The following is a 13,112-nucleotide window of genomic DNA, read 5'->3' as shown; positions in this document are numbered from 1 at the left end:
GATTATTCACCGTATGGGTGAACTTTGATGATTGTCTCGTTACGGTCAGGACCTGTAGAGATAATATCAATTGGCACACCAGTTAACTCTTCGATACGAGCGATGTAATCAAGAGCTGCTTGTGGTAGCGCATCCAGTGTCTTAGCACCAAATGTTGTTTCGCTCCAACCTGGCATTGTTTCGTAGATTAGCTCTAGATCTTCGTACGCATCAGCAGCCATAGGAGAAACGTTTAGGATCTCACCAGACTTAGTTTTGTAACCAGTACAGATTTTTAGCTCTTCTAGACCATCTAATACATCTAGTTTAGTTAGACAGAAACCAGAGATAGAGTTGATTTGTACTGCACGACGCATAGCAACAGCATCGAACCAACCTGTACGGCGTAGACGACCAGTCGTTGCACCAAACTCGTTACCAACAGTACCTAGGTGCTTACCAATTGGATCTTGCTTATCTAGACCATCGTATAGCTCAGTTGGGAAAGGACCTGCGCCAACACGAGTACAGTATGCTTTTGCGATACCTAGGATGTAACCTAAGTGACGAGGACCAAAACCAGAACCAGCAGCAACGCCACCAGCAGTAGTGTTAGAAGACGTTACATATGGGTAAGTACCGTGATCGATATCAAGCAACGTACCTTGCGCACCTTCAAACATGATCTTGTCGCCACGTAAACGCGCATCATCAAGTTCAGTCGTTACGTCGATTACCATTGAGGTAAGTAGATCAGCTTGTGAAAGTACTTTTGCTAATACTTCTTCATAGCTTACAGGCTCAGCATTGTAGTAATGCTCAAGTTGGAAGTTGTGGTAAGCCATAACTTCTTTAAGCTTTGCTGCAAATGCTTCTTTATCAAATAAATCGCCAACACGAAGACCGCGACGAGCAACTTTATCTTCGTAAGCAGGACCGATACCACGACCTGTTGTACCAATTGCTTTTTTACCACGAGCCGCTTCGCGAGCTTGGTCAAGAGCAATATGGTAAGGAAGAATTAGTGGACAAGCTTCTGACAGGAACAAACGCTCACGAACAGGAATACCACGTGCTTCTAGTGGACCCATCTCGTTCATTAGTGCATCAGGAGAAAGTACAACACCGTTACCGATGATGCATTTAACATTGTCACGTAGGATACCTGATGGGATCAGGTGAAGAACTGTTTTCTCACCATCAATAACTAGGGTGTGACCGGCGTTGTGTCCACCTTGGTAGCGAACCACATATTTTGCATCTTCGGTCAGGAGGTCAACGATCTTACCTTTACCTTCGTCACCCCATTGGGTGCCAAGAACGACTACATTATTTGCCATCTTTCTTCATCTATCAGTAGTTAAAAAAGGATTCTAGCACCTTAGCCGCCAGCTTGCAGTCATTTTTGGCTCAGAGCGCTTCTTATACGCTTACTTTCGACGATTATTTATGGCTGTTTATCTACATTCTCATGTACATCATATAAGCAATAACACTACCAGCAACGACCAGACAGCCTCCAATACGACGCAGCACGTTATCGTTTTGCTGGCTTAATTGGCTAACCATATTACGCCAGCCTTGAGGGGCTAATAATGGTCCTAAGCCTTCAACAACTAACACTAAACCAATAGCTAACAAAACTGTATTCATCATAGATTTCATCCAAAAAAAAGACAAGGCGAAGGCCTTGTCTTTATTATAACGATTACGCTGTTATTAAAGCGAGCTTACTTTGCTGATAGCTCTGAATGGTTCATGTATTTAAAGAACTCGTTATTCGGATCAACAACAAGAATGTCATTTTTCGAATTAAAGCTCGTTTCATACGCCTTCAAAGAACGCCAAAAGCTGTAAAACTCAGGGTCTTGATTATATGCTTTCGCATAAATCTCAGCCGCTTTCGCATCTGCGTCACCGCGTACAACTTGTGCTTTACGCTTTGCGTCAGCTAAAACTGTTGCCACTTCAAGTTCTGAACGAGCACGAAGCTCTTCAGCACGTTGACGGCCTTGAGAACGGTAGCTACGCGCCACTGACTCACGCTCTGCACGCATACGACGATAGATAGACTCACTGATTTCATCTGGTAAGTTGATTTTCTTAATACGGAAATCAACCACTTCAATACCTAAGTCTTTCGCACTTTCGCGCGTTTCTTCAAGTACATCAGCCATGATTTGATCACGTTGGCCTTCAACTTTCTTCACCGGTACTACACCTTCAATTACAGCTTGAGCAGCTTTAGCCGCTTTAGTTTGTGCAATATCCGCTGTTGCTGGTGTTGAAATGCTGTCTTCTCCAGATACGATCTGCTTGATTTCTTTCGCACCGATTTCAGCACGTAAGCTATCAACCACTTTACGCTTTAACAATGATTCTGCTGTTGATGTATTACCACCACCTGTTGCTAAGTAATATTTGCCGAAATCTTTGATACGCCACTTAACGTAAGTATCAATAATAACGTCTTTTTTCTCAGCAGTTAGGAAACGATCAGCTTGGTCGTCCATGGTTTGAATACGTGCATCAAGATCATGTACACGGTCAAACACAGGCACTTTAAAGTGTAAACCTGGCTCGTAAATACGGGCAACTTCGGTATTGTTATCTTTTAGAATACGACCGAAACGCACCACGATACCACGCTCGCCTTCTTTAACGACAAACATAGACATCAATAATAGTGCAATAAAAATCACAACTACTGGGATGATTAACTTACGCATAATTAATATCTCCCTTGACGGCCAGTATCAGCGCGTGGTGTTGGAGCGACTGGCGTCGGTGTTTCCACTTTTTCCAATTCAATACCACTTAATCGGCCAGAATCTACTGGCTTTTTCGCTTGGTTATTTGATTGATTCATTAATTTCTCTAGCGGTAAATACATCACGTTATTACCACCAGACTTAGTATCAATTAACACCTTGCTGGTATTGCTATATACACGTTCCATCGTATCAAGGTACATACGCTCACGAGTAACTTTCTTAGCAACTTCGTATTGTGGCAGCAGCTTATCAAACTGTGCTACATCACCTAAAGCGCCATTAATAACACGTTGTGAATAACCTTCTGCTTCATTCTTCAGACGCTCAGCACGACCGGTTGCTTTTGGCAAAATGTCATTACTGTAAGCTTCTGCTTCACGTACATAACGCTCTTCATCTTCTCGTGCTGCAATAGCATCATCAAAGGCATCTTTAACCGCTTCAGGTGGACGTGCACTTTGGAAGTTAACGTCCACAACACGGATACCCATGTCGTATTTTGAGATGATTTTATCAATAGCGGCTTGAGTATTCGCACGAATAGTCTGACGGCCTGTAGTTAACGCTTGATCCATGGTTGAATCACCGATAACCGCACGCAGTGCAGAATCTGTTGCTTGACGCAAACTATCATCGGCATTGGTAACACTAAAGAGATACTTTTCAGCATTATCAACACGGTATTGAACATCCATCTCAACTTTCAATACATTTTCGTCTTTGGTTAGCATTAAGCCAGAAGCTCGTAGCGAACGAATTGCTTGTACGTTAACAGGGATGACTTCATCAATAAAAGTCGGCTTCCAATTCAAACCAGGCTTGACGATTTGATCAAACTTACCGAAGCGTAGCACAACACCTTGTTCTGCTTCACTTACAGTGTAAAAGCCTGAAAATCCCCATACAGCCACAGCTAAAACTGCAACAGCACCCAAACCTACAGCGCTACCGCTGCCTGTTGGTCCTTTTTTATTACCAAACACACCACCAACCTTACGACTTAGTTTTGAGAAAACCTCATCCAGATCAGGTGGTCCTTGTTCACGTCCACCATGATTTTTATTACCCCAAGGGTCTTTATCATCACGGCCGCCGTTGTTACCAGGCTCATTCCACGCCATTATAGAACTCCATCAATGTGATATGACGACAGTTTTTATTACTCAGCAATCCATTAAGCAACGATGTAGTCATCTAACGAAGTACTTTCTCTTTTTTGTAACCGCGACCATTCTGCCATCGGTAAGCGAATATCAATCATTAAACAGCCATCTGATTCATATTCTTCTTGCACAATGCAGCCCATCTGATAAAACTTACTGCGTAAGCGTCCGATCATCTCAGGCGGCAAACGCAAACTGTGTTTTATCATTGTGCCTGCAAGGCGTTCTGTTAAGGCTTGGAATAACAAGTCTATGCCTTGCCCTTCCATGGCTGATACCCAAACTCGTTGAGGTAAACCCTCTTCGTCACGCTCAATTCGTGGCTGTGCATTATCCAAGTTATCAATTTTATTCATAACAAGTAAAACAGGAACATCGCCAGCATCGATTTCATCAAGTACGGTTTCTACCGCCTCAATGTTCTCGCGAAAACGATCATCACTTGCATCAACCACATGAAGCAATAGATCTGCTTCTTGCGTTTCTTTTAATGTTGCTTTAAATGCAGCCACTAAATCGTGGGGTAAATGTCGAATAAAACCAACAGTATCTGCAAGTATCGCTGCACCGACATCTGCAACTTCAATCTTACGCAATGTTGGATCTAAGGTAGCAAACAGCTGATCAGCTGCATATACCCCAGCATCGGTAATACGATTGAATAATGTTGATTTACCCGCATTGGTATACCCAACTAATGACACCGTTGGGATTTCTGCTCGATTACGCGCTCGGCGTCCTTGATCACGCTGTTTAGCAACTTTATCTAAACGGCGTAAGATTGTTTTAATACGTTCTCGTAATAAACGTCGATCGGTTTCTAGCTGAGTTTCACCTGGCCCGCGAAGGCCAATACCACCTTTTTGTCGCTCAAGGTGAGTCCAACCTCGAATTAATCGAGTTGAGATATGTCGTAATTGTGCTAATTCAACTTGCAACTTACCTTCATGGGTACGTGCGCGTTGAGCAAATATATCGAGAATTAACCCAGTACGATCAATCACTCGACATTGACAAAGCTGCTCTAAGTTTCGTTCTTGTGCAGGTGACAATGCGTGATTAAAAATAATTATATCTGCATCAACAGTTCTTACAGCATCGGCGATTTCTTGTGCTTTACCTTCACCCACATAATATTTTGGAAGTGGTGTTTTACGGCTTCCCGTAACAACATGCAGTGCATTAACCCCTGCAGAAGACACTAGCATTTCAAATTCGCTAAGGTCTTCCCACTCCTCATCTTGAGTGAAATTAATATGAACAAGAATAGCCTGCTCACCAGCTTCATAACGGTCAAACAAGTAATCAACTCCTTATTTGAAAATAATTTTACTCTTCTGTTTTCTCTGGACGGTCTGTTCCTGCTGGACGATCACTCGCATGGTGATGATTCACCGGACGAGCAGGCACAACAGTAGAAATAGCATGCTTATAAACCATCTGGTTGACGGTGTTTTTAAGTAAAATAACAAATTGATCAAATGATTCAATTTGTCCTTGTAGTTTGATACCGTTTACTAGGTAAATAGAGACCGGGATTCTTTCACGACGCAGCGCATTCAAAAACGGGTCTTGCAGAGATTGCCCCTTAGCCATTATTTCTTTTCCTTATTTGTTTGTAGTTGTATTTAGCAACGAACAAAAACTAAAAATACGCAAAGCAGTTCAGAGTATACACGTTAATTAAACATCACATCTAACTGAGTTTGTGACGGTTTGTAACGCGCTATCAACATCACTACTATCCAACCAAGTCAAATCATTCCAGCCACGAAGCCAGGTAATTTGACGCTTTGCCAATTGACGAGTAGCACAGATACCACGGAAAACCGCTTCATCTATGTCATGTTTCCCGTCCAAATATTCCCACATCTGTCGATAACCGACACAGCGAATGGAAGGAAGCTCTAGGTGAAGATCACCACGGTCATATAATGCCCTTACTTCCTGCTCAAACCCTGCTTCAATCATTTTTTTGAACCTAAGCTCAATTCGATGATGCAGTACAGCCCTATCCGTGGGCGTAATTGCAAATTGATGAACCTTATAAGGTAACGATTCACCTTGAGTTTTCGTTAACTCAGTTAATGTTTTACCTGAAATACGAAAAACTTCTAATGCACGAGATAATCGCTGCGGATCATTAGGATGGATCCTTGCACCTGCAACAGGATCAATGGCCACCAATTCATCATGCAGTGCTTGCCAACCTCGTGCAGCAGCATCACTTTCGATTCCGGCACGAACAGTATTATCTGCCGCTGGTAATGGTGATAAACCTTCCAATAATGCCTTGTAGTACAACATAGTACCACCTACCAACAAAGGAATCCGCCCTGCTGCCACTATATCAGCCATTTCTTTTAGTGCATCCGAACGAAAGTCTGCAGCAGAATAACTTTGCGCTGGATCACGAATATCGATTAAACGGTGTGGTGCTAGTGCCAATTCATGCGCATCTGGTTTCGCAGTGCCGATATCCATTCCCTTATAAATAAGGGCGGAGTCGACACTTATCAACTCAACTGGTAGCTGTTCACGTAAACGAATAGCTAAATCAGTTTTGCCTGACGCTGTCGGGCCCATTAAAAAAATAGCTTGTGGTTGTGGCTTCGTCATAGCTTGTGGCTTCGTCATAAATTACTTAAATGCTTCTATCGCTGCTTGCATATCTACCGGACGAACAAGTTGGCTTCTAAATGTCATCAACTCTTCTCCCCATAGCTGCTCTAATTCGGTAATTAACTGAATCGCTTGTGCCAAAGTGTAACTTGTTACTGGCGTATGGCATTGTTTAGCGAGCCAGAATAAAAGGTTATCCCATCCTTGAGCATCGGGATCATCGCTCACAGAATGAAGATAGGTTAACAAATTTGGGATTAACTGTTGTAAGTTTTGCTGCCTTAATGGCATACAAACTGACAGAATGATAATGCTATTACGTCCTTTCGATTTCAGCTGTATCCCTAACTGCTTTAATAATTGCCCGTGTTGCTCTGCGCATTGAATCAGTTCAGCCTCAACTGGCACCGATAATGGAATCAACAATGGCTGCGGCTTTAAACCTACCGTTTGAGCCAACTGTAATTGACCAACATAACGTAAATGCTCTGCAACCGCTAAATGTAATAGCACCATTTCAGGCTGCTGACTTAATAATAAAAACTGCTCATCAACAACAACCAACGGTTTCCCTAACCCAGTATCTTTGCTACTTATCCGCTTGGTCGGCGGCGCCGGAGTCTCGCTTGACCACTCTCGCCGAGGTTCTGCTATCTGAGTGGTATTAACATCTAATGGTGCTGTAACTGGTGTCGATTGCGCTGATCCCGAACGATTAGTTGAAATCAGTTGTTGATAGGCCTTTAACTCTGCTGCTGTTGGGCCTGATTCACCATAATGACGAGAAGTACTATTAGCAGGTACTGTTGATGTTACACCTTGCTGGCGATCTCTCGTGGTTGATTGCGGCGATAATTTTTGGCTACTCCTTTGACTATAGCTCTGTTGAGCATCTTTACTAACTGAATTTACTAATAAAGTTTCTTTATTAGTCATGTTAGTCTGAGATTCTATATCGAAAGAGGATGTCGCTGTCGACGTGGTAATAGAAGAATCTGAAGCTGTTAACCAACTTTCAGGCTTAGCCTTATTCGGGTAATCAGGCATCGCAGCAATAGTATGAGAAACACGATCAATCGCCGCAGTGGTAACTTCAGTATGCGCATGCGCACTGGATCTGATAGGTGCTTGATATTGAGGCGCATCATCGCTACTCGCCCCTTGCTGAAGTGCACTTTGTAATGCTTGATAAATAAAATCATGCACTAATCGCGCTTGATGGAAACGCACTTCATGCTTAGCTGGATGGACATTAACATCGACTTGATGCGGATCGACCTCAATATACAACACATAAGCAGCATATTGTTCCGATCGTAAGCTTGATTCATAAGCCTGACGAATTGCATGATTGATCAATTTATCCTTCATCATGCGACCGTTCACATAGCAATATTGAATATCATTTTGACTACGAGCCCCTTGCGGACTACAAATCCAGCCTGATAATTTCAAATCACCATGGGCTAATTCGACCACTAATGCATGCTGTAAAAAAGCAGGCCCACAAGCTGCAGCTAAGCGCCGCTCCTGTTGTAGTGGATTGTCAGCAATACGGTATTGACGCACTAACTTACCGTTATGGCGCAGGGTAATAGCGACATCAAATCGACTCAGCGCGATACGCTTAATCAATTCATCAATATGGGTGAATTCTGTTTTTTCAGTACGTAAAAACTTACGTCGTGCAGGGGTATTAAAAAATAAATCTAATACTTCTAAGGTGGTACCGATAGGGTGTGCAGCAGGTTTTAACTGCACATCCATGTCACGACCTTCCGCATACGCAGACCATGCTTCCGTTTGACCTTCAGTACAAGAGGTTAGGGTTAACCGCGATACAGAACTAATACTGGCAAGCGCTTCACCACGAAATCCTAAGCTCACTATGGCTTCAAGATCATCTAATGAGGCAATTTTGGAGGTTGCATGCCGGCTCAGGGCTAAGCCAAGTTCATCTTTAGCTATCCCTTTACCATTATCACGAATACGAATCAGCCGACTACCACCTTTTTCGATATCAATATCAATTCGAGTGGCGCCGGCATCTATACTATTTTCAACAAGCTCTTTGACTACCGATGCTGGGCGTTCAACAACTTCACCCGCTGCAATCTGGTTAGCCAGCCGAGCGGGTAAAATCTGAATCGGCATAATTAACTTCTTGGAATGATTAGCGTCTGTCCTACTGCTAGTTTATCAGAACGTAGCTTATTCGCATCACGAATAGTTGCTACTGATACCCCATATTTTGCCGCAATTTTACTTAAAAACTCACCACGGCGAACTTTATGACGTACAGTTTTTACGGCAGAAACCGCAATTTTTAATTTCTGACCAACCATGACATTATCAGACTTTAGATGACTAGTTCGACGAATGCTACTCATGGTTACCCCATAATTAGCCGCAATTTTGCCAAGATACTCACCGCGAGTCACAGTATGCCACACAATACGGGTAGCAGGCGTTGCTTTGGACGTCACCTTTACTGCCGTCGTTTTAACAGCTGGTGCTGTCGTCACCGCAGTACCAGGGATCACTAACACTTGACCAATATTAACTGAATTTGACTTCAAATTATTGGCCGCTTTAATGACCGTCATCGAAGAGCCATATTTAACAGCAATACCGCTTAATGTTTGCCCTGATATCACTTTATGCTTGGCACCACCAGCTTTCAAACGCGAAGCAAAAAGTGTGCCTTCTGGCGGATGCGCTGTGAAGTATTGCAAAATACCTTTATAAATAGCATTCGCAAGTTGATTTTGATGAGCATTAGAGGTTAATTCACGCTCTTCAATCGGGTTAGTAATAAAGCCTGTTTCAACTAATAATGACGGAATATCAGGCGATTTTAATACCGCTAAACTGGCATATTGCGGCACTGTTTTATGTAAACGTGCAATATGACGTAAATTCGCTAATACTCGCTTAGCCACATCGTAGCCTTCCTTCTGCGAATAACTAAATTGCAGATCAAGTACCGCACGACCTAAATATTTATCTTTCGGATTACTAGAAAGTACATCGCCACCACCAAGTAGCTCTGATTGTTTCTCGCTCTGCTCTAGCCAACGACCAATCTCAGTATTAGCGCGGCGGGTGTTTAATACCCATACAGACGCGCCACGAGGCTTAGGTGAACTAAAACCATCGGCGTGAATGGAAACTAACAGTAACGCTTTATTTTTACGAGCGATCTCTGAACGTTTACTTAATCCTACATAATAATCACCACGACGGGTCATGACCGCACGCATACCTGTTGTCGCATTGATTTTTGCAGCTAATTTACGTGCAACCGCCAAAGTTACGTTCTTTTCATATTTATGAGTTGGCCCGATAGAACCAGGATCATCACCACCATGGCCGGCATCAACAGCAACCACAATATCAGCAGTACCAGATGGCAACTTGGCTAAATTATTTTCAGTGGCTTTTTCTTCAGCTTGTTCTTCTTTATCAACAGCACCAGCACCAGAACCATTAGGTAAATCCATTACCAATCGATAGCCATAGCTACCATCAGGCGTGGGTGATAGTGAGAAAATTTGAGGGGTTGTGGCACGCTTAAGCTCAAACACTAATCGCGTCGTGCCTTTTTCGGGTGCATTACTACTACGGACTTTAGTTAAAATCTCACTCTTAGCAACAGTGATTGGCAATTTGGTTTTGAGTGAAGTTTTATTTAAGTCGACCACTAACCGTGACGGATTTGATAGCATAAACTGCGAATAATCCGCTTGGCTTTGCATATCTAGCACAACACGCGTTTCGTCAGGAGCCGGCCACACTCGAACTCCTTTGAGTTCATTAGCAAAAGCGGTAGAACTAACTAATCCCACTCCCAAAATTAAAAGATTTGCATACGTCCGTAACGCCATTCTAATTTAACCTAACTGTAAGTGGTTGATCAACGCTGAACCATAGTCCGTATTCGACGTCACTAATACCATTCTTTGCTCACCGTGATAACGCAGTTCTAGCTCAAGATCTGGCTCTGGTAACATACCTATACCTTTTTCTGGCCATTCAACTAAACAAATAGCATCATTGGTAAAATAATCTCGAATCCCCATAAATTCTAATTCTTCAGGATCGGCAAGACGATATAAGTCAAAATGATAAACTTGCCAAGGTGCGAGATCATAGGGTTCAACCAATGTATAAGTTGGACTTTTTACATTTCCTTGATGACCAAGTGCACGAATAAAGCCACGACTAAATGTGGTTTTACCTGCACCCAAATCACCATGGAGATATATTGTTGTTTGTTGCGTGCAGGCTTTAGCCAATTTAAGGCCAAAATCTACCGTTGCCTGCTCATCAGCAAGGGAAGTTTCAAATGTTTGCATTATATTTTATCTTGGATTGACTAATTGACGAATAAATGGAAAAAGATCTGCCGCAAGCATACCACGCTCACCGCGCTGCGCACATAAATCTGCTACTTTACGATAAATCAAAACCAAGCGATATACGGCGTGAAATAACGATCTCAGTCTACGATGACCGTCGCAATTTTACCGCAATAAAGCAATGCCATTCAATTTATGTCATGCATATATTCAGCACAGGTGCAGCTTTACACGTTCAATGATTATCTCAGCAATGATTACTACTATTGACAATAGGGTGTCAGCTTATGACTACTCTAAAATAAGAATGTGCTAGAATCCGTTCCCTGATTTTTACTGGCAAGAAGATAAAGCTGACACTATGACGATCGATTATCAACAACTCGCACTTCAAATTAAAACTTGGGGACAAGAACTCGGCTTTCAAGCTGTAGGGATCAGTGATATCGATTTGTCGCAGCATGAAACGCAATTACAACGCTGGCTTGATGCTGGCTATCACGGTGATATGGACTGGATGGCACGTCACGGTATGATGCGTGCACGACCGCAAGAATTACTACCAGGTACAGTACGTGTAATCAGTGTCAGAATGAATTATTTACCGCCACAAGCAGGTTTTGCTCAAACACTTAAGCAACCAACAACAGCCTATATTAGCCGCTACTCTCTTGGGCGAGATTATCATAAATTGATTCGCAACCGCCTTAAACAGCTTGGTCAACGAATTGAAGCCGTTGTTGGTGAGTTTGGCTGTCGACCATTCGTCGATTCTGCGCCAGTTCTTGAGCGTCCATTAGCTGAAAAAGCTGGATTAGGTTGGACAGGAAAGCACTCTCTAATTCTTAACGACCAATCTGGCTCATGGTTCTTTTTAGGTGAATTGTTAATTGATCTACCACTGCCAGTTGATACACCTGTTGTCAATCAATGTGGTAAATGTGTCGCCTGTATGACCAGTTGCCCAACAGGCGCTATTATTGAAGCTGGAGTCGTTGATGCACGACGCTGTATATCTTATCTAACTATCGAATTTGACGGTATCATTCCAGAACAATATCGCGCAGCAATAGGTAATAGAATTTATGGCTGTGATGATTGCCAATTAGTATGTCCATTTAATCGTCACGGAGAGATCACCTCAGAAACAGACTACCATTGTCGAGAAACGTTATTCCAGCAAGATCTAGTGACGCTTTATGCTTGGAATGAAGCTACATTCTTACGTAATACCGAAGGTTCAGCCATTCGTCGTATCGGTCATACCCAATGGTTACGTAATATCACGATTGCATTAGGTAATGCGCCCTACCAAGCTGACATCATCGAGGCATTGAGCGCTCGTCAGGGTGAGCACCCGCTCGTCGATGTGCATATTGAATGGGCTTTAGAGCAACAAAATCAAAAACGTCAACAAATGGTTATTGATGTTTTACCCAATGCAACCAAACGTTTAGTGAGAATTATAGAAAAAGGTTTACCTCGAGACGCATAACACTCTGGGTATATGTGGAAAACTTTTTTAATGACGTCAAAAATCGTAGTAAAAAGAAAGATTAAACACAGGGAGTGGATAACATAATCAAGACGGTTATCCCAGTAAAGAAAGGACTAAATGAACTGTGTGCAAATTGTAGATAAAAATAAATTAATTAATAAAAAACATACAGTTATCCTGTTAGCTTTTTACGATTAATAAGGAGAATAGTTTTAAGTTATACTTTTGTTCTAAAGTTATTCACACCTAGCTATCACATCTAATCAACCAACTTACCCACAGAATATCTTATGTGGATAACTCTGTTAATTGAACTGTGATCTAACGGTGCAATAAATTAAAAACACTTAAAAAAATAACAACTTATCATGTGTTTTCTATCTTTTATAAACAAATAAAAACCAACCACAATGTTGCTATAAAGTAGTAAGAACAACGTATCAATGCTAGGAAAAGAGCGTTTGCCTTATATATATGGCAATATTGATATTACAAACATCTTTGCAAATAGCTAAGATGAAAAAAACAACCGTTAGGTTGCATAATCAATAGCAGATGATGTAATCGAAGCTGATTGCTTCTAAGTGGGCTTCGTAGTCAAACTAGAAACACTTGAAGCAGTACACTGATGATATCGGTAATCGAATACCCCAGGAATACCACATTAAGACTAATACTTCACAGTAGTAGTTCACCGATAAGTTCGATGATAACT

At 42.2% G+C, this 13,112-nt stretch carries 11 protein-coding genes; 1 reads left to right on the top strand and 10 read right to left on the bottom strand.

What is annotated here, in order from left to right; genetic code table 11:
• Positions 1 to 2: 2 nt before the first annotated feature.
• From BTN98_RS19215 to tsaE, 10 genes are all read right to left on the bottom strand, one after another.
• Positions 3 to 1,319, bottom strand: a complete 1,317-nt coding sequence (locus BTN98_RS19215) for an adenylosuccinate synthase (protein ID WP_060998692.1) — start codon at positions 1,317 to 1,319, stop codon at positions 3 to 5.
• Between the two features lie 121 nt (positions 1,320 to 1,440).
• Positions 1,441 to 1,635: a DUF2065 domain-containing protein gene (locus tag BTN98_RS19210; RefSeq protein WP_060998691.1), complete on the bottom strand. Its 195-nt coding sequence runs from the start codon at positions 1,633 to 1,635 to the stop codon at positions 1,441 to 1,443.
• A 74-nt stretch (positions 1,636 to 1,709) separates the two neighbouring features.
• Positions 1,710 to 2,708 carry a protease modulator HflC gene (gene hflC / locus BTN98_RS19205; RefSeq protein ID WP_060998690.1) on the bottom strand — a complete coding sequence of 333 codons (999 nt, stop codon included), beginning with the start codon at positions 2,706 to 2,708 and terminating at the stop codon, positions 1,710 to 1,712.
• Positions 2,709 to 2,710: 2 nt separating this feature from the next.
• The gene (gene hflK, locus BTN98_RS19200; protein ID WP_060998689.1) at positions 2,711 to 3,874 is read right to left on the bottom strand and encodes an FtsH protease activity modulator HflK; all 1,164 of its coding nucleotides are present in this window, start codon (positions 3,872 to 3,874) and stop codon (positions 2,711 to 2,713) included.
• 53 nt (positions 3,875 to 3,927) lie between these two features.
• On the bottom strand, positions 3,928 to 5,217 hold the full coding sequence (gene hflX / locus BTN98_RS19195; protein WP_060998688.1) for a ribosome rescue GTPase HflX: 1,290 nt from the start codon (positions 5,215 to 5,217) through the stop codon (positions 3,928 to 3,930).
• A 28-nt stretch (positions 5,218 to 5,245) separates the two neighbouring features.
• Entirely contained in the window at positions 5,246 to 5,512 is a 267-nt protein-coding gene (gene hfq, locus BTN98_RS19190) for an RNA chaperone Hfq (RefSeq protein WP_060998687.1), read from the bottom strand.
• 87 nt (positions 5,513 to 5,599) lie between these two features.
• Positions 5,600 to 6,535 carry a tRNA (adenosine(37)-N6)-dimethylallyltransferase MiaA gene (gene miaA / locus BTN98_RS19185; protein ID WP_060998730.1) on the bottom strand — a complete coding sequence of 312 codons (936 nt, stop codon included), beginning with the start codon at positions 6,533 to 6,535 and terminating at the stop codon, positions 5,600 to 5,602.
• Between the two features lie 21 nt (positions 6,536 to 6,556).
• On the bottom strand, positions 6,557 to 8,692 hold the full coding sequence (mutL, locus tag BTN98_RS19180; RefSeq protein WP_060998686.1) for a DNA mismatch repair endonuclease MutL: 2,136 nt from the start codon (positions 8,690 to 8,692) through the stop codon (positions 6,557 to 6,559).
• 2 nt (positions 8,693 to 8,694) lie between these two features.
• Positions 8,695 to 10,425, bottom strand: a complete 1,731-nt coding sequence (locus BTN98_RS19175; protein ID WP_060998685.1) for an N-acetylmuramoyl-L-alanine amidase — start codon at positions 10,423 to 10,425, stop codon at positions 8,695 to 8,697.
• A gap of 6 nt (positions 10,426 to 10,431) precedes the next feature.
• Positions 10,432 to 10,896, bottom strand: a complete 465-nt coding sequence (tsaE, locus tag BTN98_RS19170) for a tRNA (adenosine(37)-N6)-threonylcarbamoyltransferase complex ATPase subunit type 1 TsaE (RefSeq protein WP_060998684.1) — start codon at positions 10,894 to 10,896, stop codon at positions 10,432 to 10,434.
• Between the two features lie 364 nt (positions 10,897 to 11,260).
• Here tsaE and queG point away from each other — a divergent pair, with 364 nt between their 5' ends.
• The gene (gene queG, locus BTN98_RS19165) at positions 11,261 to 12,394 is read left to right on the top strand and encodes a tRNA epoxyqueuosine(34) reductase QueG (protein ID WP_060998683.1); all 1,134 of its coding nucleotides are present in this window, start codon (positions 11,261 to 11,263) and stop codon (positions 12,392 to 12,394) included.
• Positions 12,395 to 13,112 lie beyond the last annotated feature (718 nt).

Origin of the sequence: Photobacterium aquimaris (assembly GCF_002954455.1) — a bacterium.
In the GTDB taxonomy this organism is placed as follows: domain Bacteria; phylum Pseudomonadota; class Gammaproteobacteria; order Enterobacterales; family Vibrionaceae; genus Photobacterium; species Photobacterium aquimaris.
The sequence above is the reverse complement of the archived record's forward strand: the minus strand, read 5'-3'. Positions and strand labels throughout refer to the sequence as shown.

Coding starts and splice junctions, on each gene's coding strand:
- BTN98_RS19210 (WP_060998691.1), bottom strand. CDS start 1,635: ATGATGAATACAGTTTTGTTAGCTATTGGTTTAGTGTTAGTTGTTGAA.
- miaA (WP_060998730.1), bottom strand. CDS start 6,535: ATGACGAAGCCACAACCACAAGCTATTTTTTTAATGGGCCCGACAGCG.
- hfq (WP_060998687.1), bottom strand. CDS start 5,512: ATGGCTAAGGGGCAATCTCTGCAAGACCCGTTTTTGAATGCGCTGCGT.
- BTN98_RS19215 (WP_060998692.1), bottom strand. CDS start 1,319: ATGGCAAATAATGTAGTCGTTCTTGGCACCCAATGGGGTGACGAAGGT.
- queG (WP_060998683.1), top strand. CDS start 11,261: ATGACGATCGATTATCAACAACTCGCACTTCAAATTAAAACTTGGGGA.
- BTN98_RS19175 (WP_060998685.1), bottom strand. CDS start 10,425: ATGGCGTTACGGACGTATGCAAATCTTTTAATTTTGGGAGTGGGATTA.
- mutL (WP_060998686.1), bottom strand. CDS start 8,692: ATGCCGATTCAGATTTTACCCGCTCGGCTGGCTAACCAGATTGCAGCG.
- hflK (WP_060998689.1), bottom strand. CDS start 3,874: ATGGCGTGGAATGAGCCTGGTAACAACGGCGGCCGTGATGATAAAGAC.
- hflC (WP_060998690.1), bottom strand. CDS start 2,708: ATGCGTAAGTTAATCATCCCAGTAGTTGTGATTTTTATTGCACTATTA.
- tsaE (WP_060998684.1), bottom strand. CDS start 10,896: ATGCAAACATTTGAAACTTCCCTTGCTGATGAGCAGGCAACGGTAGAT.